The sequence below is a fragment of the Desulfocurvus sp. genome (assembly GCF_023230885.1).
GTDB lineage: Bacteria > Desulfobacterota > Desulfovibrionia > Desulfovibrionales > Desulfovibrionaceae > Desulfocurvus.
In genome coordinates this window covers 1-20,257 of record NZ_JALNWM010000011.1, presented here as the reverse complement: position 1 = coordinate 20,257, position 20,257 = coordinate 1, and the positions used below count along the sequence as shown (strand labels likewise).

The 20,257-nt window shown below is 72.2% G+C and carries 19 protein-coding genes; 2 read left to right on the top strand and 17 right to left on the bottom strand.

The window, feature by feature from the left end; translation table 11 throughout:
* Positions 1-35 precede the first annotated feature (35 nt).
* From M0P34_RS01640 to M0P34_RS01620, 5 genes are all read right to left on the bottom strand, one after another.
* The gene (locus M0P34_RS01640) at positions 36-1,139 is read right to left on the bottom strand and encodes a hypothetical protein (RefSeq protein ID WP_291495663.1); all 1,104 of its coding nucleotides are present in this window, start codon (positions 1,137-1,139) and stop codon (positions 36-38) included.
* A gap of 366 nt (positions 1,140-1,505) precedes the next feature.
* Positions 1,506-3,407, bottom strand: coding sequence for a tRNA uridine-5-carboxymethylaminomethyl(34) synthesis enzyme MnmG (gene mnmG, locus M0P34_RS01635; RefSeq protein WP_291495661.1), 1,902 nt, complete (start codon positions 3,405-3,407; stop codon positions 1,506-1,508).
* A gap of 15 nt (positions 3,408-3,422) precedes the next feature.
* The gene (locus M0P34_RS01630) at positions 3,423-4,646 is read right to left on the bottom strand and encodes a M20 family metallo-hydrolase (protein ID WP_291495659.1); all 1,224 of its coding nucleotides are present in this window, start codon (positions 4,644-4,646) and stop codon (positions 3,423-3,425) included.
* A gap of 132 nt (positions 4,647-4,778) precedes the next feature.
* Positions 4,779-5,069, bottom strand: a complete 291-nt coding sequence (locus tag M0P34_RS01625) for a PxxKW family cysteine-rich protein (protein ID WP_291495657.1) — start codon at positions 5,067-5,069, stop codon at positions 4,779-4,781.
* A gap of 136 nt (positions 5,070-5,205) precedes the next feature.
* Positions 5,206-6,537 (bottom strand): amidohydrolase, encoded by a 1,332-nt coding sequence (locus M0P34_RS01620; RefSeq protein WP_291495655.1) that lies wholly within the window; start codon positions 6,535-6,537, stop codon positions 5,206-5,208.
* 108 nt (positions 6,538-6,645) lie between these two features.
* On the opposite strand from M0P34_RS01620, the gene M0P34_RS01615 reads away from it, so the two are divergent.
* A complete protein-coding gene (locus M0P34_RS01615; protein WP_291495653.1) occupies positions 6,646-7,425 on the top strand; it encodes an alpha/beta fold hydrolase in 780 nt (259 codons plus the stop codon).
* Positions 7,426-7,440: 15 nt separating this feature from the next.
* On the opposite strand, the gene M0P34_RS01610 is transcribed toward M0P34_RS01615, so the two are convergent.
* From M0P34_RS01610 to M0P34_RS01565, 10 genes are all read right to left on the bottom strand, one after another.
* Complete coding sequence (locus M0P34_RS01610) at positions 7,441-8,802, bottom strand: response regulator (RefSeq protein ID WP_291495652.1); 1,362 nt, start codon at positions 8,800-8,802, stop codon at positions 7,441-7,443.
* A gap of 21 nt (positions 8,803-8,823) precedes the next feature.
* A complete protein-coding gene (locus M0P34_RS01605) occupies positions 8,824-10,290 on the bottom strand; it encodes a hypothetical protein (RefSeq protein ID WP_291495650.1) in 1,467 nt (488 codons plus the stop codon).
* 151 nt (positions 10,291-10,441) lie between these two features.
* Positions 10,442-10,990, bottom strand: a complete 549-nt coding sequence (locus M0P34_RS01600) for a hypothetical protein (RefSeq protein WP_291495648.1) — start codon at positions 10,988-10,990, stop codon at positions 10,442-10,444.
* A 33-nt stretch (positions 10,991-11,023) separates the two neighbouring features.
* Positions 11,024-12,640, bottom strand: coding sequence for a citramalate synthase (cimA, locus tag M0P34_RS01595; RefSeq protein ID WP_291495646.1), 1,617 nt, complete (start codon positions 12,638-12,640; stop codon positions 11,024-11,026).
* Entirely contained in the window at positions 12,640-13,875 is a 1,236-nt protein-coding gene (locus M0P34_RS01590; RefSeq protein WP_291495644.1) for an aspartate kinase, read from the bottom strand. Before M0P34_RS01590 ends, cimA begins: the two co-directional genes overlap by 1 nt.
* A gap of 6 nt (positions 13,876-13,881) precedes the next feature.
* Positions 13,882-14,409, bottom strand: a complete 528-nt coding sequence (gene tsaE / locus M0P34_RS01585; RefSeq protein WP_291495642.1) for a tRNA (adenosine(37)-N6)-threonylcarbamoyltransferase complex ATPase subunit type 1 TsaE — start codon at positions 14,407-14,409, stop codon at positions 13,882-13,884.
* A 3-nt stretch (positions 14,410-14,412) separates the two neighbouring features.
* Complete coding sequence (locus tag M0P34_RS01580; protein WP_291495640.1) at positions 14,413-14,871, bottom strand: CBS domain-containing protein; 459 nt, start codon at positions 14,869-14,871, stop codon at positions 14,413-14,415.
* Complete coding sequence (locus M0P34_RS01575) at positions 14,864-16,498, bottom strand: NAD(P)H-hydrate dehydratase (RefSeq protein ID WP_366061777.1); 1,635 nt, start codon at positions 16,496-16,498, stop codon at positions 14,864-14,866. The genes M0P34_RS01580 and M0P34_RS01575 overlap by 8 nt, the downstream gene beginning before the upstream one ends.
* Positions 16,495-16,872: a holo-[acyl-carrier-protein] synthase gene (locus M0P34_RS01570; RefSeq protein WP_291495637.1), complete on the bottom strand. Its 378-nt coding sequence runs from the start codon at positions 16,870-16,872 to the stop codon at positions 16,495-16,497. Before M0P34_RS01570 ends, M0P34_RS01575 begins: the two co-directional genes overlap by 4 nt.
* Positions 16,873-16,880: 8 nt before the next feature.
* Positions 16,881-17,606 carry a pyridoxine 5'-phosphate synthase gene (locus M0P34_RS01565; RefSeq protein WP_291495636.1) on the bottom strand — a complete coding sequence of 242 codons (726 nt, stop codon included), beginning with the start codon at positions 17,604-17,606 and terminating at the stop codon, positions 16,881-16,883.
* A 221-nt stretch (positions 17,607-17,827) separates the two neighbouring features.
* Between M0P34_RS01565 and M0P34_RS01560 the strand changes: the two genes are divergently transcribed.
* Positions 17,828-19,165: a UDP-glucose/GDP-mannose dehydrogenase family protein gene (locus tag M0P34_RS01560; RefSeq protein WP_291495634.1), complete on the top strand. Its 1,338-nt coding sequence runs from the start codon at positions 17,828-17,830 to the stop codon at positions 19,163-19,165.
* A 511-nt stretch (positions 19,166-19,676) separates the two neighbouring features.
* On the opposite strand, the gene M0P34_RS01555 is transcribed toward M0P34_RS01560, so the two are convergent.
* Together M0P34_RS01555 and M0P34_RS01550 are read right to left on the bottom strand one after the other, a co-directional pair.
* Positions 19,677-20,048: an iron hydrogenase small subunit gene (locus tag M0P34_RS01555; protein WP_291495632.1), complete on the bottom strand. Its 372-nt coding sequence runs from the start codon at positions 20,046-20,048 to the stop codon at positions 19,677-19,679.
* 10 nt (positions 20,049-20,058) lie between these two features.
* On the bottom strand, positions 20,059-20,257 hold a 199-nt coding region (locus M0P34_RS01550; protein ID WP_291495630.1), incomplete at its 5' end, for a [Fe-Fe] hydrogenase large subunit C-terminal domain-containing protein.

The window sequence follows — 20,257 nt, the reverse complement described above, 5'->3', positions numbered from 1 at the left end:
TTTCAACGCAAACCGACGCGGTGCCCCGGGCGGGGCTACTGCGCGCCGCCGCCCTTGCGGTAGCGCTCCAGGTGGCGCTTGACCACCCAGTCGCCCAGGAAGGCTATGCCGTCCTCGCCCAGGGGCTTCCAGGCCAGGGCGTTCTTGTCCTGCCCGGCGGGCAGGCCCTGGCCCACGAAGCTCATGCCGATTTCGAGGTTGCGGGTTTCGAAGTCCTCGAAACGGTTCTGCACCCGGGCCAGGCACCACAGCCGCCGTTTGGCCTTGCGGTCGGGGTCGTATATCTCGGTGAGCAGGATGTAGCGCTGTCCGGGTTCGAATTCAAGGCCCGTTTCGCGCAGGGCCTTGCGGGTCACGTCCAGGCGCATGCCCCCGGCCGAGACGTTGACCACGCGCACAAGGTCGCGCCGCGCGGGGTGGAACAGCAGGGCCGGGCGGCCCCAGCTCCTTATGTTGGACGCCGTGCTGCCGCCGGTCTCCGTGGGCTCGGGCCACAGGGCCAGCCCGAGCATGAACTCCGTTGGCGGGTCCAGGCGCAGGTGGATGCGCTTTTGTTGCAGGCGCATGACCGTGGGCAGGGTCAGGGTCAGGCGCAGGGAGCCGTCGGCCTGCTTGGACAGCCCCGCGATCTCGGCGTCGAAGAAATAGTAGCGCGAGCCCGTGCGTTCCTTGCCCGCCGTGATGCGCACATAGCAATGCACCGTGCGGCCGATCCAGCGCTGCGAGGCGTCGATGCGCGCGGTGATTTCCACCACCAGGTGCTCGTCGCGCAGTTGCTCGATGGAACAGGAGACGCCCTGGTCCTTGTTGGGCGTGCGCGAGAAGGAGAGGTCCAGGCGCGAGCGCCGGGTGAGGGCCATGTCCAGCAGGCGGCGGATTTCGGCGGGGTCCTGCACCGTGCCCGTGGGCAGGGCGGCGCCCCTGCGCCTTGCGGCGATGAGCAGGTTCAGCAGGTAGACCAGCGCGCCAACGGCGGCGGCGGCGGCCACGGTCAGCAGCAGGAGGCGCAGCAGCTCGGGGGTCAGCCCCGTGCCGCTGAAGCGGTCCTGCACCGTGCCCAGGAAGGAGCGGTCCAGGGAGGCCGCCCGGGGGGCGAGGGCCGGGTGCAATGCGCTGTGCAGCAGATCGGATACGTTCACGGATGACCTGTCCTGTTGCTGGGGCGTCCTTGCCGTTGCCGCGGCGCGCGGCCCTGTCGGGCGCCTGGCGCCGGCCGGCCCGCTGTGGGGTCGGCGCGTCGGGCTTTTGGCCGTGCCCGGGGCCGCGCGGCGCTTTTCGGACCCTGCCCGAATGCGTACAGGGCTTCGGCCCCGGAGTCCAGGCCCCGGGCACGCGCCGCAAGGCCAGACTGCCGGGGGCCTGGCCTTGGCCCCAGGCTATGCAAGAACGGGTCCACCAGCCCGTGGCGCGGCAGGCCGGGCCGGGGGCGGGGGCAGGCCGGGCGCCGGGCCCGGGGGTGCGGGAAAGCGGCCGGAAGGTGGCCAGGGTGCGGGGAAGCGGGGGCCTTAGCGGGCCAGCTTGCGCAGGTGGATTTCCAGGCAGGTGACGGCGGCGGGGGTGATGCCGGAGATGCGCGCGGCCTGGCCCAGGGTCAGGGGCCGGATGCGCGAGAGTTTTTCCACGGCCTCGCGGGTCAGCCCGGCCACGGCGGCGTAGGCCAGGTCCGGCGGCAGGGCCGTGGATTCCAGCCCCGCCGAGCGCGCGGCCAGCTCCTGCTGGCGGCGCAGGTAGCCCGCGTATTTGACGATGGTTTCGGCCTCGCGCAGGGCGTCGGGCCGGGCGGTCTCCACGGCGGGCAGGAAGGGGGTCAGGGCTTCGATGGACAGGGCCGGCTGGCGCAGCAGCTCGGCCAGGGTCACGGCCCGGGGCGGGATGGCCGCGCCCAGGGCGCTCAGGATGTCGCGCGTGGGCGCATCGGGGCGGATGCGCACGGCCTCCAGGGCGGCCACCAGCTCCCCGACGGCGTCCATCTTGGCCCGGTGGGCGGCCCAGTGGGCGTCGTCCACCAGCCCCAGGGCCCGGCCCGCCGGGGTCAGCCGGGCGTCGGCGTTGTCCTCGCGCAGCAGCAGGCGGTGCTCCGCGCGCGAGGTGAACATGCGGTAGGGCTCCTCGGTGCCCAGGGTCACCAGGTCGTCCACCAGCACGGCCATGTAGGCCTGGTCGCGCCCGGGCAGGAAGGGCGGCTCCCCGGCCAGGGCGCAGTGGGCGTTGAGGGCGGCCCACAGGCCCTGGGCGGCGGCCTCCTCGTAGCCGGAGGTGCCGTTGATCTGCCCGGCGAGGTAGAGCCCGGGCAGGACCTTGGCTTCCAGGGTCGGCAGCAGCTGGGTGGGGAAGCTGAAATCGTATTCGATGGCGTAGCCCGGGCGCACGATCTGGGCCCGCTCCAGCCCGGGGATGGTGGCCAGCATGGCCTTTTGCACGTCCAGGGGCAGGCTGGTGGGGATGCCGTTGGGGTAGACCTCGGGGCTGGAGAGCCCCTCGGGCTCGACGAAAATCTGGTGCCGGGGCTTCTCGGGGAAGCGGGCCACCTTGTCCTCGATGGACGGGCAGTAGCGCGCGCCCACGCCCCGGATGACGCCGGTGAACAGCGGCGAGCGGTCGAAGCCCGCGCGGATGGCCTCGTGGGTGGCCGGGGTTGTCCAGGTGATGTGGCAGGGCACCTGGGGCAGGGGGGCGAAGGGGGCGTGGAAGCTGAAGGGCCGGGGCCGGGCGTCGCCGGGCTGGACTTCCATCGCGGCGGTGTCGACGCTGCGGGCCAGCAGGCGCGGGGTGGTGCCGGTCTTGAGGCGGCCCAGGCCGAGGCCCAGGGCGCGCAGGCTGTCCGACAGGCCCCTGGCGGCGGGGTCGCCCAGGCGCCCGCCGCTGAAATTGCGTTCGCCCACATGGATCAGCCCGCACAGGAAGGTGCCCGTGGTCAGCAACACGGAGCGGGCGGCCAGGCGCTGGCCCAGGGCCGTGCGCACCCCGGCGCAGCGTCCGCGCTCCACCAGGATTTCCTCGGCCATGTCCTGGAGAACCCACAGGTTGTCCTGGTCGAAGATGTCGGCCTGCACGGCGGCGAGGTAGGCCGAGCGGTCGATCTGGGCGCGCGTGGCGCGTACGGCGGGGCCCTTGCTGGTGTTCAGCGTGCGGAACTGGATGCCCGCGCGGTCGGCCCACAGGCCCATGCGTCCGCCCAGGGCGTCGATCTCGCGGACCATGTGGCCCTTGGCCAGCCCGCCGATGGCCGGGTTGCACGACAGGTGGCCGATGCGGTCCACGTTGATGGTCAGCAGCAGGGTCGGGCGGCCCAGGCGGGCCAGGGCCATGGCCGCCTCGCAGCCCGCGTGCCCGGCGCCGACCACCACGCAGTCCAGCACGGAAGGCAGGGGCGGCTTGGGCTGCGCGGTGGTGCGGGCGGCGGGCATGGCGCGGGGGTGCGGCTAGGCGAACAGCACGCGGGCCATGACCTTGGCGTCGCCGAGCTGGGTGGAGATGCGCGAGCGCTCGTTGGGCTGGTGGGCGAAGTGCTCGCAGGTGGACCAGACCACGGCGTCGCGCCCGGCGCGGCGCAGGATGGCCGCCACGGTGCCGCCGCCGATGCCCGCCGGGGCGGGGGTCACGCCGTAGACCGCCTCGATGGCCGCGCTCAGGCGGCGCACGATTTCGCTGTCGACGGGGGTCGCCGGGGCGGCCTGTTCGGCCTGCATGGGCGAGCAGGCCACGCGCACGCCGTGCTCGGCCTCGATTTCCGAGGCGATGCGCCCGAAGGCATCCAGCACGTCGGCCACGGCGTATTGCGGCAGCACGCGGCAGTCCACATAGAGCACGTCGTGCCCGGGGATGGTGTTCACGTTGGGCACGTTGGCGTCCTTGCGCGTGGGCGAGAAGGTCGAGTGCGCCGGGGAGAAGAGCGGGTCAACGGCCGGGAACTCCTGGTGCAGCCGCCGGGTGCGCAGGATGAAGTCGGCGGCGGCCACCAGGGAGTTCAGGCCCTGCTCGGGGGTGCTGGCGTGGCACTGGCGGCCGAAGACCTCGACCTTCAGCCAGAGCATGCTCTTTTCGGCCACCTCCATGAGCGAGGAGTCGGCCACGCCGAAGTCGGGCACCAGGAACAGGTCGTCGGGGCCGAACTGTTCGGCGTGCTCGGCGACCACATGGCCCAGGCCGTAGGCGCTGCCGGTTTCCTCGTCGGCCACGAACAGCAGGCCCAGGTTCATGGGCGCGGTGGCGCCCGCGTCCAGCAGGGCCTTGGCCAGCACCAGCGAGGGCACGATGCCGCCGTGGTTGTCCTCCACCCCGCGCCCGACGAGGAAATCGCCGTCCACCTTCAGCTCGTAGGGGTCGCTGTGCCACAGGTCGGGGTTGCCCGGGGGCACGATGTCGATGTGCGAGATGATCCACAGGGTGCGCGAGGTGTCGCGGCCGGGGATGCGCGCCAGGATATTGGGCCGCAGGCCGCCCGGCACGCGCGCGTCGGGCGCGTCCAGGCGGAGGATGTCCGCAAGGCCCAGGGCGCGCAGGTGGCGCTCCAGGAACTCGGCCTTGGCGGTTTCGCCCTGGCCGTCGTTGTCGGGGCCCAGGGCGGGGATGGCCACCAGGGCGCGTTGCAGGGCCACGACTTCGGGGCCCAGGGTGTCGATGCGTTCCAGGAGGGCGTGGGGCATGGGCGGCTCCGTCGGCCGGCGGCCGCAGCCGCGCGGGTGGACCGTGGCGCGCGGGCGGTCCGGGCGCCCTGCGCGGGGGAAAACAAAAGGGCGGGCCCGGGCCCGCCCCTGAATCCGTGAAGGACGCCGGGCCTAGCGACCGCGGGCGGCGCGCTTGGAGGCCTTGAGCGGGTTGACCTTGACCTTGCCGGTGGTGTCCACCTCGGCGCGGACGTGGGTGGCGAAGTTGCACGCCTTGCGGCCCCACTTGGCGGCGGGCTGGGCGTAGCTGGCGCAGTACTTGCCGCCGGTTTCGTGGGTCACCACGCGGTCGCAGCCCTCGCACTTGTCGATGATCTGCTGCATGGCGGTGCCGTTGAGGCTGAGCACGCCGTCCTGCATGACGGCGGAATCCAGGATGGTGCTGGTCTGTTTCTTGGCCATGGTGGCTGTCTCCTTGCGTGCCGATGGCCGCCCCTGGGGGCCGCCGTCTGCTTGGGTTCGAGTAGAAGCGACGCAGTATTTATAGATACCGCGCCGGATGTCAAGCCTTGGGGCGCTTTTTTCTGCGCCCGGGGGGTCAGGCCCCGGCGAACTGGCGGCGCACCCAGCGCGCCGCGCCGCGCACCTCGGCCAGCAGGGCCGGGTAGTCCAGCTCGGGCCAGGCGCCGTCGAAGAAGAGTACGCGGCCCTCGACCATGGTCAGGCGCACCTGGGAGCCGCTGGCGGCGTAGACCGCGTGGGAGACCGGGTTGTACATGGGCTGGAGCCCGGGCTGGGCGAGGTCCAGGGCCGTCAGGTCGGCGCGCATGCCCGGGGCGATGGCGCCCACGTCGGGCCAGTCCAGGCAGGCGGCGCCCTGGCGGGTGGCCATGTCCAGCACGGCCTGGGCCGGCAGGGCCGTGGGGTCCTGGCGCAGGAGCTTCTGGAGCAGGGCCGCCGAGCCCATTTCGCTGAACATGTCCAGGTTGTTGTTGCTGCACGGCCCGTCGGTGCCCAGGCCGACGGTCACCCCGGCGTCCAGCAGGCGCTGGGCCGGGCAGGCGCCGCTGGCCAGCTTCATGTTGCTTTCGGGGTTGTGGGCCACGCGGGTGCCCGTGGCGGCCAGCAGGGCGAGTTCGGCGTCGGTCAGGTCCACGCAGTGGGCCGCCAGGGTGCGCGGGCCGAGCAGGCCCAGGGAATGCAGGTAGGGCACGGGGCGCTGGCCGTGCTGCTCCAGGCACTGGGCCGTTTCCGATGCGGATTCGGCCAGGTGCACGTTCAGGGGCAGGTCTAGCTCCTCGGCCAGGGCCAGGGCGCGTTCCAGCAGCGCGGGGGTGGTGGTGTACACCGAGTGGGGCATGAGCGTGCAGCCGATGCGCGGGTGGTCGCGGTAGGCCTCGTGCAGGGCGCGGACGACATCCATGGCCTGGTCCGGTCCGGCGTATGCCGGGGAGGGGAAGGCGAAGAGCGCCTCGCCCACCCGGGCGCGCAGGCCGGCCTGGTCCGCGGCCCGGGCCACGGCCTCCTCCATGAGGTACATGTCGCAGCAGCCGGTGGTGCCCGTGCGCAGCATCTCGGCGCAGCCGAGCAGCGCGCCCAGGTGGACCAGCTCCGGGGTCAGCTTCTGCTCCACGGGGAAGATATGTTGCGTAAGCCATTGCATGAGCGGCAGGTCGTCGGCCAGCCCGCGCATGAGGGTCATGGACGCGTGGGTGTGGGCGTTGACCAGCCCGGGCATGAGCAGGGCCTCGCCCAGGTCGATGGTCCGCCCGGGCTTCCAGGCCGGGGCCACGGCCTCGCGGGGGCCGACGGCCAGCACGGCGCCGCCGCCCACGGCCACGGCGGCGTTCTCGATGATGGTCCGGGAGTCGTCCTGGGTCAGGCAGGTGCTGGCCAGCAGCAGGATGTCGCAGGGAACGGGCGCGGGCACGGGAACCTCCGGCAGCAGGGTTTGCTAAGGGAACCCGAACCTTGTAAAGGAACTCGGGGGCGGCGGCAAGACGGCGGCGCCCCGGAGCGGCGGCAAAAGGGGGACGGCATGGGAAAAATCCTGGAGGGCGGCGCGGCCCTTTGCATCCACGGCTTCGGCGGCATGCCCTTCGAGATGCTCGGGCTGGCCGCGGCCCTGGAGCGCTTGGGCTGTGTGGTCAGCGTTCCGCTGCTGCCCGGCCACGGCACCAGCCCAGAGGACTGGAACCGCACCGGCTTCGACCACTGGGCCGGGGCCGTGGAGCGCGAATACGACCGCCTGGCCGGGCTGGCGGAGCGGGTTTTCGTCTGCGGGCTGTCCATGGGCGGGCTGCTGGCCCTGCACCTGGGCGTGGTGCGCCGTCCGGCGGCCGTGGTCGCCCTGGCCGCGCCGGTCTATCTGTACCGTTTCCTGCCCCTGGAGGTGCGCGACTGGCGGCTGCCGTTCCTGCCGCTGCTGCGCCGGGTGCGGCCTCTGTGGCCCACGGCCCCGGGCGGGGTCGAGTCGCGGCGCATCGCGCCGTGGCGCGGCTACGAAGGGGTGGTGGCCCTGGGGGCCCTGGCGGGGCTCATGGACGGGATGCGCCGGGTGCGGGCCCGGCTGGGCGCGATCACGGCGCCGCTTCTGGCCCTGCACTGCCCGGACGACGCCACCGTGCCCTTGTCCAGCTCCATGACCATCGTGGCCGGGGTGTCCTCCGCCGTGCGCCGCCTGGAACTGCTGCCCATCGCCGAGGGCGTGACCAGCCGCCACCTGCTGACCACCCACCGCGACACCCGCGCCCGGGTCGAGCGGCTGGTGCCGGAGTTCCTCGCCCGCGGCCTGGACCCCGGGGGCCAGCCGGGCTGACGGCGCCTGGCCCGGCTACATGAACAGCATGTCGATGTCGAAACTGATCACGTCCTTCTTCTCCTCGCGGAACTGCTCCTTCTGACGCTCCTGGGCGGCGGCCAGGATGTCCCGGATCTCCTGCTCCTGCTCGGGGCTGGGCTCCGCGAGGCGCACCCCCACCGTTTCCGCGTCCATGCGCGCCACTACGCCCTTGAGGCGCCTTATCTCCGGCCGGGCCTCGCCGTCGGCCAGCCGCAGGATGTCCAGGCGCAGTTCCTCGTCCACGGCGAAGGCCTGGCCCAAGGGGCTGAAGGCCAGGGAGCGCAGGCTCATCTCCGAAAGGGTGAAGTGCGCGTCGCGGCCCTTGATGGCCACCAGCAGGTCGGGCACCCAGAAGCGCACGGTGGAGCGCTTTTCCTCCTCCTCGTCGCGGCGCCGGGCGTGGGCCTGGCTGCTTTCGCTCTCGGTCCAGCGCTGGCCGGTGAGGGCCTTGAAGAGCTTGCGGGCCTCGGGGAAGTCGTCGCGCAGCCGCAGGGCCGCCGTGACCTGGGCCTTGGCGCCCTCGCGGTCGCCCTGGCGCAGCAGGGCGTCGCCCAGGGCCAGGTAGTGCGCGGGGTTGTCGGGCTCCACGGCCACGGCGCGCTCCCACAGGGGGCTGGCCGCGGCGTGTTCGCCCCTGGCGTCCAGGGCGGCCGCGGCCTGGGCGAACGGGTTGGGGGCCTGGGCGTCGTAGAGGCGCAGCTCGCGGTGGATGGCCTCGGCCCCGGCCATGTCGCCAGCTTCGACCATGACCTTGGCCGCCGTGTTCATGAACAGCATGTACTGGGCCATGTCTTTCTTGCGCTTGCAGGCCATGGCCAGGCCCACATAGGCCTCGGGGCAGGCGGGATTGGCCCTGGCGGCCTTGGTGAAGCAGGCGATGGCGCCCTTGGTGTCGTAGCTCTCCAGGGCCTTGTGGCCCATCTCCAGCAGCCGGGTTTCGGGGCATTGGGCGCTGGGCTTGGGCGCGGGGCGCTGGGCCAGGGCCTTCTTGAGCCGGGCCAGCAGGGTGGCGGAATCGAAGGGCTTGACCAGGAACTCCGAGGCCCCGGCCTTCAGGTGGGCCTGGATGATGGCGGGTTCCTTGCGCGAGGAGGTGACCAGGAAGGGCACCCGGGCCAGCTGCGGGGTGGCGCGGACCTTCTTGAGCAGCTGGATGCCGTATTTGCCGTCCACCAGCGCCTCGCAGAGCACGAGGCCTGCGCCGCGGGTGGCCAGCTCCCGGGTGGCGGCGGGCAGGTCGCCCACGGCGGTGACGTTCTGGAAGCCGAGCTTGCCCAGGACGGCGACGATGGCTTCGCGGGCGGCGCGGTTGTCGTCCACGACGAGGACGGGCAGTTCCTTGAGTGAGGTCATGGCACCCCCGGCAGGGTTGTGCTACATGAGCCCGCCTTCCGCCGACAAGGTTCGCGCCTGGCTGAAGGCGGCCCGCTCCAGTCTGGCCAGGGCCATGCTCATCTCCTGCTCCAGGCGCGAACGCAGGGCGTTGCGCTGGGTGCGGGGAACCTTCGCCAGGCGGCGTTCGCGTTCACGGTAGACTTCCTTGAGCAGGGCCTTGCCGAAGTCGCCGTGGGCCTGCCTGGCGCGCAGACTGGCCGTGATGAAAATGTTCGCCCCGCCCGTGGGGCCGTGGTGCACGGCGGTGCTCCAGAGCACCTCGCGGATGACCGCGTTCTGGGCTTCGATGTCCAGGCCGGTCTGCTCCCGCACGGCCTGGATGGTGGGCGAATAGTAGTGGCTGTGGATGAAGTCGTCCTGGAGCTTCTCGAAAAGCTTCGGATGCTCGCCCGCGATGCGTATCCACTCCCGGGGCATTGAGCCCTGGGTGCCGCCGGTATTCGCCACGCCCGCCGTCCGCAATCGTTGTGCCCATGTCGGAGCGCGTTTGTCCAGGTATTTTATGAAGTTTCTGATGGCGCCCTTGCGTGAGGAAAGCTGATATTTCCCGTAGGACGTGCCTCCCGAGGTGTCGTAGCCCACGGCGAAGATGCCGCGCAGGCCGGACTCGAAATGGGCCGAAAGCGCGCCCAGGCTGCGGCGGCGGGCCTCGGCCATGCGCAGGCGGTCCAGGCGCGTCAGGGGCGGGGCGATGGCCGAGGCGGGCAGCTCGGCCAGCAGCTCGGGGGCCTCGGCCCGCCCGGAGCGCACGCGGGCAAAGGCCGCCGCCAGCCGCGCCGGGTCGCTGGCGGCGGCCAGGAAGGCTTCCTTGTCCTGGGGGTGGAAGGCGCGGGGGTCGACGGGCATGCGGATTTCCGAGCAGGCCACGGCCATGCGCACGGAGTCGAAAACGGCCGGGCCCGGGGCGCGGCGCGCCACGGCGGGCACGCGCAGCAGCGGGTGGCGGTCGGGGTCGGCCAGGAGCGGCAGGTCCTCCTCGCCGCCCAGCACCAGGGGGCCGTCGCCCCCGGGGGTCAGGGCCGTGTGCAGCACCAGGAACTGCCCGGGCAGCGGCGAGCGCGCGTGAAAGGCGGGCAGGTACAGGTCGGCCAGGGTGCGGAACTCCTCGGCCAGCTCCGGGTCCTGCCCGGGGGCCTGGGAGGCGGCCAGGGCGGGCGGCTCCGGGCTCCGGGCTCCGGGGGCGCCGCCGCCGGGCAGGAAAACCCGCAGGAAGGCCACTTCCAGGGCGAAGACCAGGAACAGGTAGGAAAACAGGACCAGGGGAAAGTGCCAGCGGTCCGGGGGCAGCAGGGTGCGCAGCCCGGCCCGGGCCGCCCGGGTCAGCTCGGCCCGGGCCAGGGTCCAGGCCCGGGGCCCCTGGCGGCGCAACAGCTCCCGGCCCGCATGGATGCGGGCCAGGAGGCGGGCTGCCTGGAGCCGGGGGCGAAGCTGGGGTCGCGGGGTCATGCCGGGTCTGCCGTGCCTCGGGTGCCGCCCCGGCCGCCGGGGGGCGGCGGGTGGCCGTGTGGGTTCACGTCGGCCCGGCGTCGGTTTCCCGACCGCCGGGTACCGGGGTCGATCATATCATGCAATATGCGTACCCGGGTTGTCGAGTTTTTCAGTGCGCGGGGGCCTCGGGGGCGGGGTCGGGGTCGGGCGCGCGCAGGAGCACCTGCTCGCCGCCCGGGCGCTTGCGCAGCACCAGCCGCGCCGTGGGCGCGATGCGTTCGGGCAGCTCCCCGGCCGCGTCGAAGCCCGCGCGGTTCAGGCGCACGGGCACCACGGCGCCCTCCTCGGTCACCGCCAGCAGCGACAGGAAGGCGTCGTTGGCCAGAACCTCGCGCTCCCAGGCCGGGGCGCAGTCCCAGTCCGCGTCCAGGCGGGCGCGCAGGGCCGCGAGGCTTTCGCCGTGGCGCGCGACGCACAGGTGGCGCAGGGGGAGGTGGAAGATATGCGCCGGGGTCAGCTCCAGCTCCGGCGCCTCGTCGGACAGCAGGGCCGCGGCGTGGCGCAGGGCCGCTTCGGCCTCGCGCCAGCGGTCGTCGCCCTGGACGCAGGGCATGGCCGGGGCCGAGTCCAGCCGGGCCCACAGGAAATAGGACAGCACAAGCCCCGCCAGGGCCAGGGTGCAGGCGGCCCCGGCGGCCAGGAGCCAGCATCGCAGCATGGACCCCGTTCCGGCCACGGCGCCTCCCCCGGGCTAGTCCTCGCGCGCGGGCCAGCGCGCGGAGTCGTCCTTGAACAGCTTGTAGGTGATGGAATCCACCAGGGCCTCCCAGCTGGCGTGGATCACGTCGTAGGACACGCCCACGGTGGTCCAGCTGTGCGTCCTGTCCTGGGACTCGATGAGCACGCGCACATAGGACGCCGTGCCGCCCGTGTCGCGCAGTGCGCCCGAGAGCACGCGGACCTTGAAGTCCGACAGGCGCATGTCGCGCACGGCGGGATAGAAGCGGTCCAGGGCCTTGCGGATGGCGTTGTCCAGGGCGTTGACCTGGCCCTGGCCGGTGGCCGCCGTGTGCTCCACCTGCCCGCCGACCTTGATGCGCACCGTGGCCTCGCTGTAGGGCTCGTCCTGGCCCTCGCGCAGCATGTCCACCACGTTGAAGTGCAGGAGCCGGAAATACTGCTTGGACAGGCCCATGGCCCGGAAGAACATCAGCTCGAAGGACGCCTCGGCCGAGGAGTATTCGTACCCCCGGCTCTCGCGCTCCTTGACCTCGGCCAGCAGCTCCATGACCGCCGAGTCGTTCTTGTCCAGGTCGAAGCCGAAGCGCCGGGCCATGAACAGGATGTTGCTGCGCCCGGCCAGGTCGGAGAGCAGCACGCGCTGGCGGTTGCCCACGGCTTCGGGGCGGATGTGCTCGTAGGTCTCGGGGTTGCGCAGCACCGCCGAGACGTGGATGCCGCCCTTGTGGGCGAAGGCCGAATGGCCCACGAAGGGCTGGCGCATGAAGGGCCGCAGGTTGCAGACCTCCGCGACGAAGGCGCTTGTCTGCGTGAGGGTGGCCAGGGCGCCCTCGGGCAGGCAGCGGTAGCGCCCGCCGTGCTTGAGCTCCAGGTTGGGGATGATGGAGCACAGGTTGGCGTTGCCGCAGCGCTCGCCGTAGCCGTTGATCGTGCCCTGCACATGGGTCGCGCCGCATTCCACGGCTTCCAGGGCGCCGGCCACGGCGGTCTCGGAGTCGTTGTGGGTGTGGATGCCCAGGGCCGCCCCGGGCAGGGCCTTGCGCACGGCGCGCACGATGCGCCGGATGTCCGAGGGCATGCAGCCGCCGTTGGTGTCGCACAGCACCACGGCGTCGGCCCCGGCCTCATGGGCCCGGCGCAGCACGCCCAGGGCGTATTCCGGGTTGGCCCTGTAGCCGTCGAAGAAGTGCTCGGCGTCGAAGAACAGCTCCTGGAAGTGCTGGCGCAAGAAGGCCACCGAGTCGCCCACAAGCTCCAGGTTGCGCTCCAGGGACACGCGCAGGGCCTCGCGGACGTGCAGGTCCCAGGCCTTGCCGAAAATGGTCGCCACCGGACAGCCCGCCTCGACCAGGGCCTTCAGGTTCGGGTCGGTCTGGGCGGTCTTGCCGGGGGCGTGGGTGCTGCCGAAGGCGGCCACCCGCGTACGCCCCAGGTCGTAGGCCGCGATTTCGCCGAAGAAGGCCCGGTCCGTCTGGTTGGAGCCGGGCCACCCGCCCTCGATGTAGTCCACCCCGAGCTCGGCGAGCTTCTGGGCGATGCGCACCTTGTCCGCCGTGGAGAGGTTTATCTCCTCGGCCTGGGTCCCGTCGCGCAGGGTGGTGTCGTATATGGCGATCTTCCTGGGCATCAGCAGGTGTTCCCGGCCTTGTCCAGCTCGAATTTGTCGTGCAGCGTGCGCACGGCCAGCTCGGTGTATTTCTCCTCGATGAGGCAGGTGACCTTGATCTCGGAGGTGGAGATCATCAGGATGTTGATGCCCTCGTCGTGCAGGGCGGCGAACATGCGCGAGGCCACCCCCGAATGGGAGCGCATGCCCACGCCGATGACCGAGACCTTGGCCACGCGCTCGTCGGTGAGCACGTCGGTGGCGCCCAGGCGGTGCTTGATGGCCTCGATGATTTGCAGGGTCTCGTCCAGGTCCGCCCGGGGCACGGTGAAGGTCATGTCCGTGGTCTTGCCGTCGCGCGAGGTGTTCTGGATGATCATGTCCACCACGATGCCCGCGTCGGCCAGGGGCGAGAACAGGGCCGAGGCCACGCCGGGGCGGTCCTGGACATCCAGGATGGTGACCCGGGCCTGGTCCTTGTCGTACGCGATGCCCGAAACCAGAACGGCTTCCATGCTTTCATCCTCCTGGGTTACGAAGGTGCCGTTGCAGTCCGAGAAGGTGGAGCGGACATGGACGGTCATGTTGTATTTCTTGGCGAACTCGACGGAACGGATCTGGAGCACCTTGGCGCCCATGCTGGCCATTTCCAGCATTTCGTCGTAGCTGATTTTCGGTATCTTGCGCGCTGTGGAGCACAGGTTCGGGTCGGTGGTGTAGACGCCGTCCACGTCGGTGTAGATCTCGCACACGTCGGCGGAGATGGCCACGGCCATGGCCACGGCCGAGGTGTCCGAGCCGCCGCGGCCCAGGGTGGTGATGCGCTCCTTGCAGTCCACGCCCTGGAAACCGGCCATGACCAGCACATCGTGGGTTTCCAGCATGGCGCGCAGCTTTTCGCTGTCGATGCCCAGGATGCGGGCCTTGCCGTAGCGCGAATCCGTGCGCACGTCGGCCTGGAAGCCGAGCAGGGAGCGGGCCTTGATGCCCGCGTCCTTGAGCAGCATGGCGAACAGCGCCACGGAGACCTGCTCGCCGGTGGAGACCAGCGAGTCCATCTCGGCCGCGTCGGGGCGCGGCGACCACTGCCGGGCCAGGTCGATGAGCCGGTTGGTCTCCCCGGCCATGGCCGAGAGCACGACGACGACCTTGTTGGCCCCGTCGCAGCGGGCGGAGCGGACCTTGGCCAGCACCTGGCGCATGCGCTCCAGGCCGGCCACGGAGGTTCCCCCGAACTTCTGAACAATGATGCCCATGTAGCGTCACTCCTGGGGACGGATTTGCGGATCGTGCGCGCCGTAATCGATTGCCAGCGCGTGAAGGGTTTCCTTGGCCTTCTTTCCTCGCGCCGTCAAGACCACCGAGCGCCCCGACCGGCTCTGGCGCCATTGGAGCAGCAGGTGCCCGGCGGGCCAGTGGGCGCGGTCCAGGTACTGGGCCCATTCCACCAGCACCAGCAGCCCCGGGTCGTGCAGGTGCTCCAGCAGGGTCTCGTCGGGCGCGAGCCCCTCCAGGCGGTAGAGGTCGAAGTGGGCGGTTTCCGGGTCCGTGGGGTAGAGGTTCATGATGTTGAAGCTCGGGCTGGACACGCGGGCGTCCCCGCCGCCGGGCAGTTCGGGCACCAGGGCGCGCACCAGGGTCGTCTTGCCCGCGCCCAGGTCGCCGCAAAGCAGCAGCGCCTGGGCCGGGTCCGTGGCGTCCAGGGCCCGGGCCAGGGCCCGGCCCAGGGCCAGGGTGGCCGCCTCGTCGGGCAGAAGCAGGGTCAGGGTCGGGGCGTCGCCTGCGGTCACGTCCTAGCTCCGGGCGTCCAGCAGGGTGCGCAGGATGTCCTCCTTGCCGATGACGCCAACGAGCCGGCCCCCGTCCACCACCGGGATGGTGTGGAACTTGCGGTCCACCATCAGGGTCGCCACCTCGGAGATGGGCGCGTCGGGCGCCACGGTCACCGGGTCGGGGCTCATGGCCTGGCCCACGGTCAGCGCCGCGATGCGCTCCATCTCGCGCTCCAGGTCGCGCGTGGACGACAGGGGGATGAGCCCGTCCAGCAGGGTGAAGACCGAGGGCAGGCGCAGGGTCTTCTGCTGGGCCACAAGGTCGCTTTGGCACAGCACGCCGACCAGGGCGCCGGAGGCGTCCACCACCGGCAGGCCGTTGACGCGCGTGTCGAGCAGGGTGCGGGCGGCGGTGGCGATGTCGGTGTCGGGAGCCAGGGTCACGGGCTCGGCGGTCATGATGTCCTTGGCCTTAAGCATCGGATGGATCCTCCGGTCTGGTCGTTGTGGAAGAGGGGTGCGTAAATTCCCCGAGGGCATCGGCCAGGGCCCGGGGCAGGGCGGCGGCTATCTCCGAGGCCAGGGCCCCGCGCAGGGGCGCCCGGGCCTGCACGGCCTCGCCCGCCAGCCCGTGCCAGTAGACCCCCAGGCAGGCGGCCTCGGCCGGGGCCAGCCCCCGGGCCAGCAGCGCGGCCGCGAGCCCCGAGAGCACGTCGCCCGACCCGGCCACGGCCAGGGCCGGAACGGCGAAGGGCGCCAGCCATGCGGCGCCGTCTGGCGCCGCCACCACCGTGCCCGCGCCCTTGAGGGCCACCACGGCGTCCAGGCGCGCGGCCAGGGCCCGGGCGGTGCCCGGCCGGTCGGCCTGGACGGCGGCGGTGTCCGTGCCCGCAAGGCGCGCGGCCTCGCCGGGGTGCGGGGTGAGCACCGCGGCGCGCGCCGCCAGGGTGGGCGCCTGGGCCAGCCAGAAGAGGGCGTCGGCGTCGGCCAGCAGGGGCGGCAGGGCGGGCAGGGCCAGCAGCGCGCGCACGAACTCCCCGGCGCCGGGCGCGCGGCCCAGCCCCGGGCCCAGGGCCAGGGCGTCGAAACGTTCCAGGGCCGGGGCCAGCTCGGCGGCCAGGGCCGCGCTCCAGTCCCGCTCCCGGCCCAGGGGCAGGGTCATCACGTCGGGCTGGCCCGAGCGGACCTCGGCGGCCAGGGCCCCGGGGCAGGCCACCGTGGCCAGCCCGGCCCCGCCGCGCAGGGCGCCAAGGGCCGCCAGCAGCGGCGCCCCCGCAAGCCCCGGCGACCCGCCGACCACCAGCACATGCCCGGCGCGGCCCTTGTGCAGCAGCGGGTCGGGCGGCGGGGCCAGCAGGGCCGTGCCCGAGGTCAGCAGGGCGCAGCGCGCCGGGGCCTGGCGGATGAGAAATCCGGGGATGCCGATGGGCACGATGTGCAGCTCGCCCGTCCACGGCCCGGCCTCGGGCAGGGCCGTGCCCAGCTTGGCGGCCTGGAAGCAGACCGTGGCGTCGGCCGCCACGGCCACGGGGCCCGGGCGGCCCGTCCGGCCGTCCAGGCCCGAGGGGATGTCCAGGGCCAGGACGAAGGCCTCGCGGCCCAGGCGGTTGGCGGCCTCGATCCAGGCCCGGGCCTCGGGGCGCAGGGGGCCGGAAAAGCCCGTGCCCAGCAGGCCGTCCACGACGAGGTCCGGAGCGCGGCCCTCCCAGGCGGCCAGGGCCGCGGCCTCGGGGCCGCGCGCGCCCGGGCGGGCCACGGGCAGGCCCATGCGCCGGGCCAGGCGCAGGTTCGCCGCCGCAGCGCCCCGGTAGCGCCGGGCGGGCCCGGCGTGCAGCACCAGCACCCGCGCCCCGGCGTCGGCCAGGTGCCGCGCGGCCACGAAGGCGTCGCCGCCGTTGTTGCCCCCCCCGGCCAGGACCAGGGCCCGCAGGCCGCAGGCCCCGTCCGCGCCGCCCAGGGCGGCCAGGGCCACCTCGGCGGCGGCGCGCCCGGCGTTTTCCATGAGCACTTCCTGGCGCAGGCCGAATTCGTGGATGGCCGCGCGGTCCCAGGCGGCCATTTCGGCGGGCACGGGCAGGGGCAGGGCGTGGGGGATGCGGCAGGTCACAGGCGCTCCAGGACGACCACGGCGGCGGCCGTGTCGCGGCCGTGGGTCAGGCTGACGTGGGTCCGCGTGCCGCCCAGGGCCCCCAGGCGCCGGGCGGCTCCGCCCGACAGGCGCAGCTCGGGCTGACCCGAGGGCAGGCGCAGGATTTCCATGTCCTGGAAGCCCACGCCCGAGGCGATGCCCGTGCCCAGGGCCTTGGCGGCGGCCTCCTTGGCCGCGAAGCGCGCGGCCAGATAGGCGGCCGCGCCCGCCCGGGGCAGGCCCTCCCGTTCCGCCGGGGTCAGGATGCGGCGGACGAAACGGTCGCCGAAGCGGCCCAGGGCCGCCTCCACCCGTTGCAGTTCCACCACGTCCAGGCCGAGGCCGACGATCATGGGGCCCCCTAGTCGACGAAGGTGCGGATGATGTCGTTCATCTCCCGTACGGCCTGGGAGATGCCCACGAAGGCCGCGCGCGAGATGATGCTGTGTCCGATGGAGTACTCGTTGATGCCGGGCACCTGGGCGAAGGGCGCGATGTTCGTGTAGTTCAGGCCGTGGCCGAGGTTGACCCCCAGGCCCAGCTCGCGGGCCTGGCGGATGGCGGCCAGGATGCGCTCCAGCTCCGCCTTGGCGGCGGCGGGGGTGGTCGCGTCGGCGTAGTGCCCGGTGTGCAGTTCGATGTACCCGGTGCCGGTCTGGGCGGCGGCCTCCACCTGGCGGGGGTCGGCGTCGACGAACAGGCTGGTTTCGATGCCCGCGTCGAGCACGGGGCGCAGGTAGTCGCGGATGAAGGCCGTGCGTCCGGCCACGTCCAGGCCGCCCTCGGTGGTCAGTTCCTGGCGCTTTTCGGGCACCAGGCAGATGATGTCCGGACGGGTGCGCAGGCAGATGCCCAGCATTTCGTCGGTGGCGGCCATTTCCAGGTTCAGGCGGGTCTGCACCGTGGCGCGCAGCAGGTCGAGGTCGCGGTCCTGGATGTGGCGGCGGTCCTCGCGCAGGTGGCAGATGATGCAGCGCGCCCCGGCCAGTTCGGCCATGAGGGCGGCGGTGACGGGGTCGGGTTCTGTGCCCCGGCGGGCCTGACGCAAGGTGGCGATGTGGTCCACATTGACTGCGAGGGAAGGCATGGGCGTGTCCTTGTTCTGTTTTTGAATGGTTCGCGGGGCGGCCAGGGCCCCTTGCCGGATTCTGCTGAACCGCCGGGGAATGTCAAGGGCAAACGGGCCCGGCGCCGCGTTGTTCCCGGGGGGCGGCCCTGGCCGGGTGTTGACTAAGCCCCGGGGCGCGACTACCTTGGCGCCTTCGCGGGCCCCCGGGGGCCGAAACCGCACAGAACAAGGACGACCGGATGAACATCTGCATCGTGGGAACCGGATATGTGGGCCTGGTGAGCGCCGCCTGCCTGGCCGAAATGGGCAACTCCGTGCGCTGCGTGGACGTGAACCCCGCCGTGGTGGCGAAGCTGCGCGCCGGGCAGGTGCACATCTACGAGCCCGGCCTGGAGGATCTCGTGGCCCGGGGCACCCGCGAGGGGCGCCTGACCTTTACCACCGAGCTGGCCGAGGGCCTGGACGGGGCGCGGGTGGTCTTCATCACCGTGGGCACCCCCAGCCGCCCCGACGGATCGTGCGACCTGAGTTTCGTGTACCAGGTGGCCCGGCAGATCGGCCAGACCATGACCGCCCCGCTCATCGTGGTGGACAAGTCCACCGTGCCCGTGGGCACCGCCGACCAGGTGCGCGCCCTGGTGGCCGCCGAGCTGGAGCGGCGCGGGGCGGACATCGCCTTCGACGTGGTCTCCAACCCCGAGTTCCTCAAGGAGGGCGACGCCGTGGCGGACTTCATGAAGCCCGACCGCGTGGTCCTCGGCACGGACAACGAGGACACCGCCGATGTCATGCGCGCCCTCTACGCGCCCTTCGCCCGCACCCGCGACAAGCTCATCGTCATGAACGTGCGCAGTGCGGAAATGACCAAGTACGCCGCCAACTGCATGCTGGCGACCAAGATATCCTTCATCAACGAGATCGCGGGCATCTGCGAGCGCGTGGGCGCCGACGTGCGCATGGTCCGCCAGGGCATCGGGTCCGACCAGCGCATCGGCTACCATTTCATCTATCCCGGCGTGGGCTACGGCGGCTCCTGCTTCCCCAAGGACGTGAAGGCGCTGATCAACACCGCCCGCGAGGCCGGCGTCGCCCCGCAGCTGCTCACGGCGGTGGACGAGGTCAACGACCGCCAGAAGCTGGCCGTCGCCAAGCGCGTGGAGCGCTACTTCGCGGACCAGGGCGGCGTCGCCGGGCGGACCCTGGCCCTGTGGGGCCTGGCCTTCAAGGCCAACACCGACGACATCCGCGAGGCGTCGTCCCTCAAGACCATCGAATACCTGACGAATCTGGGCATGAAGGTGCGCGCCTTCGACCCCGTGGCCGGGCCGGGCGCCCGGCGCGAGCTGGCGGGCAACGCCCTGGCCGAGGTCGTGGACGCCCAGTACGACGTTCTGGATGGCGCCGACGCCCTGGCGGTGGTCACGGAGTGGAACCAGTTCCGCACGCCGGATTTCGAGCGCATCAAGGCCACCCTGCGCGCCCCGGTGCTCTTCGACGGCCGCAACCTCTACAACCCGCGCGAGCTGGCCAACGGCGGCTTCGCCTACTTCAGTATCGGCCGCCCCGACCCGGTGTAGAGCCCGGGCCGCCCGGGCCGGACGGCGGGCCGGGAGCCCCCGCGTCCTGCGGGGCGCAGCGCGCGTTCGCGCCGTGCGCCCGGCCCCGGAAACCGCCGGGCGCCCGGCAGGGTCGCCACAACTGTAACATTTCGATATCCATAGTGAATGCAGGAGACCGCTCCGCCCCCGGCCAGCCGGTGGGCAGGAGCGGTTTTCGCATGGCGGCCCTGGCGCGGCCCTCCGGGGGCGCTGTGCCCGCGATGGGGGAGGGCGCGGCGGGGCGGCGTCCGGGAGGGGCGCGGCGCTTCGGGACAGCAGGCGAGGCCCGCGCGGCGGGGCTTCGGCCATTTGGGGCCGGGGCGCGGGCCCTGGTGGCCGTCCAGGCGACCGGTGCCAGGCTAGGTGAGGGAATGCCGAAGCTGGCGGCGCGGTGGCGCGCAAGCTTCTGGCGGGCGGCATGGCGGGGAGGGGCGGACCCTTGAGGCAGAGGCGGACGCTCCTGATCTCAGGCCCGGACCCCCGGGACGGGTTACTCGTAAGGGTAGCCGCCGTCGAACTCGGCGGCGCGCGGGTTGGGATAGGCGCCTTCGGCGCGCAGCTTCTTCAGGCCCTTGGACCTGTCGGTCCAGTGCATGTGCAGGAACTGCTCGGCCTTGTGGCTCATGGGCTCCTCAAGCCAGCTCTTGTAGAGGGTGATGACCTGGGGGTTGTCCTGCGAGGCGCGGAATTTGAAGGCCGCATCCGCCGCGTAGACGCCGTTGATCCTGTCCAGCATGTATCCCTTGAGATCCTTGGCCGCGGCGATGGCTCTGGCGGTGAACCGCAGACTGACCAGCATCCCGGCGCAGCCGATGCAGCCGACCTTGAGGAACTGGCGACGGGTGAAATCGACAATGCGCATGGCGCCCTCCTTATGCCCTGTTGGCCGACATCATGGCCAAACGGTTCTTTAACCCGGCATAAATCCTGGTGGTCCGGCGATCCATTGCCTCAAGCACGCCGGGCATGATGGGCTGCCCGCCGCCGCACACGCAGCCGCCCGGGCAGGCCATGAATTCGATGAAGTGCCAGGGGCTCTTGCCGGTCTTGAGCATTTCGCAGACCTCGCGG

Excerpts from the sequence above, each read along its gene's own strand:
- mnmG (WP_291495661.1), bottom strand. The coding sequence starts at position 3,407 with ATGCCCGCCGCCCGCACCACCGCGCAGCCCAAGCCGCCCCTGCCTTCC.
- M0P34_RS01630 (WP_291495659.1), bottom strand. The coding sequence starts at position 4,646 with ATGCCCCACGCCCTCCTGGAACGCATCGACACCCTGGGCCCCGAAGTC.
- M0P34_RS01625 (WP_291495657.1), bottom strand. The coding sequence starts at position 5,069 with ATGGCCAAGAAACAGACCAGCACCATCCTGGATTCCGCCGTCATGCAG.
- M0P34_RS01615 (WP_291495653.1), top strand. The coding sequence starts at position 6,646 with ATGGGAAAAATCCTGGAGGGCGGCGCGGCCCTTTGCATCCACGGCTTC.
- M0P34_RS01610 (WP_291495652.1), bottom strand. The coding sequence starts at position 8,802 with ATGACCTCACTCAAGGAACTGCCCGTCCTCGTCGTGGACGACAACCGC.
- M0P34_RS01605 (WP_291495650.1), bottom strand. The coding sequence starts at position 10,290 with ATGACCCCGCGACCCCAGCTTCGCCCCCGGCTCCAGGCAGCCCGCCTC.
- M0P34_RS01600 (WP_291495648.1), bottom strand. The coding sequence starts at position 10,990 with ATGCTGCGATGCTGGCTCCTGGCCGCCGGGGCCGCCTGCACCCTGGCC.
- cimA (WP_291495646.1), bottom strand. The coding sequence starts at position 12,640 with ATGCCCAGGAAGATCGCCATATACGACACCACCCTGCGCGACGGGACC.
- M0P34_RS01590 (WP_291495644.1), bottom strand. The coding sequence starts at position 13,875 with ATGGGCATCATTGTTCAGAAGTTCGGGGGAACCTCCGTGGCCGGCCTG.
- M0P34_RS01580 (WP_291495640.1), bottom strand. The coding sequence starts at position 14,871 with ATGCTTAAGGCCAAGGACATCATGACCGCCGAGCCCGTGACCCTGGCT.
- M0P34_RS01570 (WP_291495637.1), bottom strand. The coding sequence starts at position 16,872 with ATGATCGTCGGCCTCGGCCTGGACGTGGTGGAACTGCAACGGGTGGAG.
- M0P34_RS01565 (WP_291495636.1), bottom strand. The coding sequence starts at position 17,606 with ATGCCTTCCCTCGCAGTCAATGTGGACCACATCGCCACCTTGCGTCAG.
- M0P34_RS01560 (WP_291495634.1), top strand. The coding sequence starts at position 17,828 with ATGAACATCTGCATCGTGGGAACCGGATATGTGGGCCTGGTGAGCGCC.
- M0P34_RS01555 (WP_291495632.1), bottom strand. The coding sequence starts at position 20,048 with ATGCGCATTGTCGATTTCACCCGTCGCCAGTTCCTCAAGGTCGGCTGC.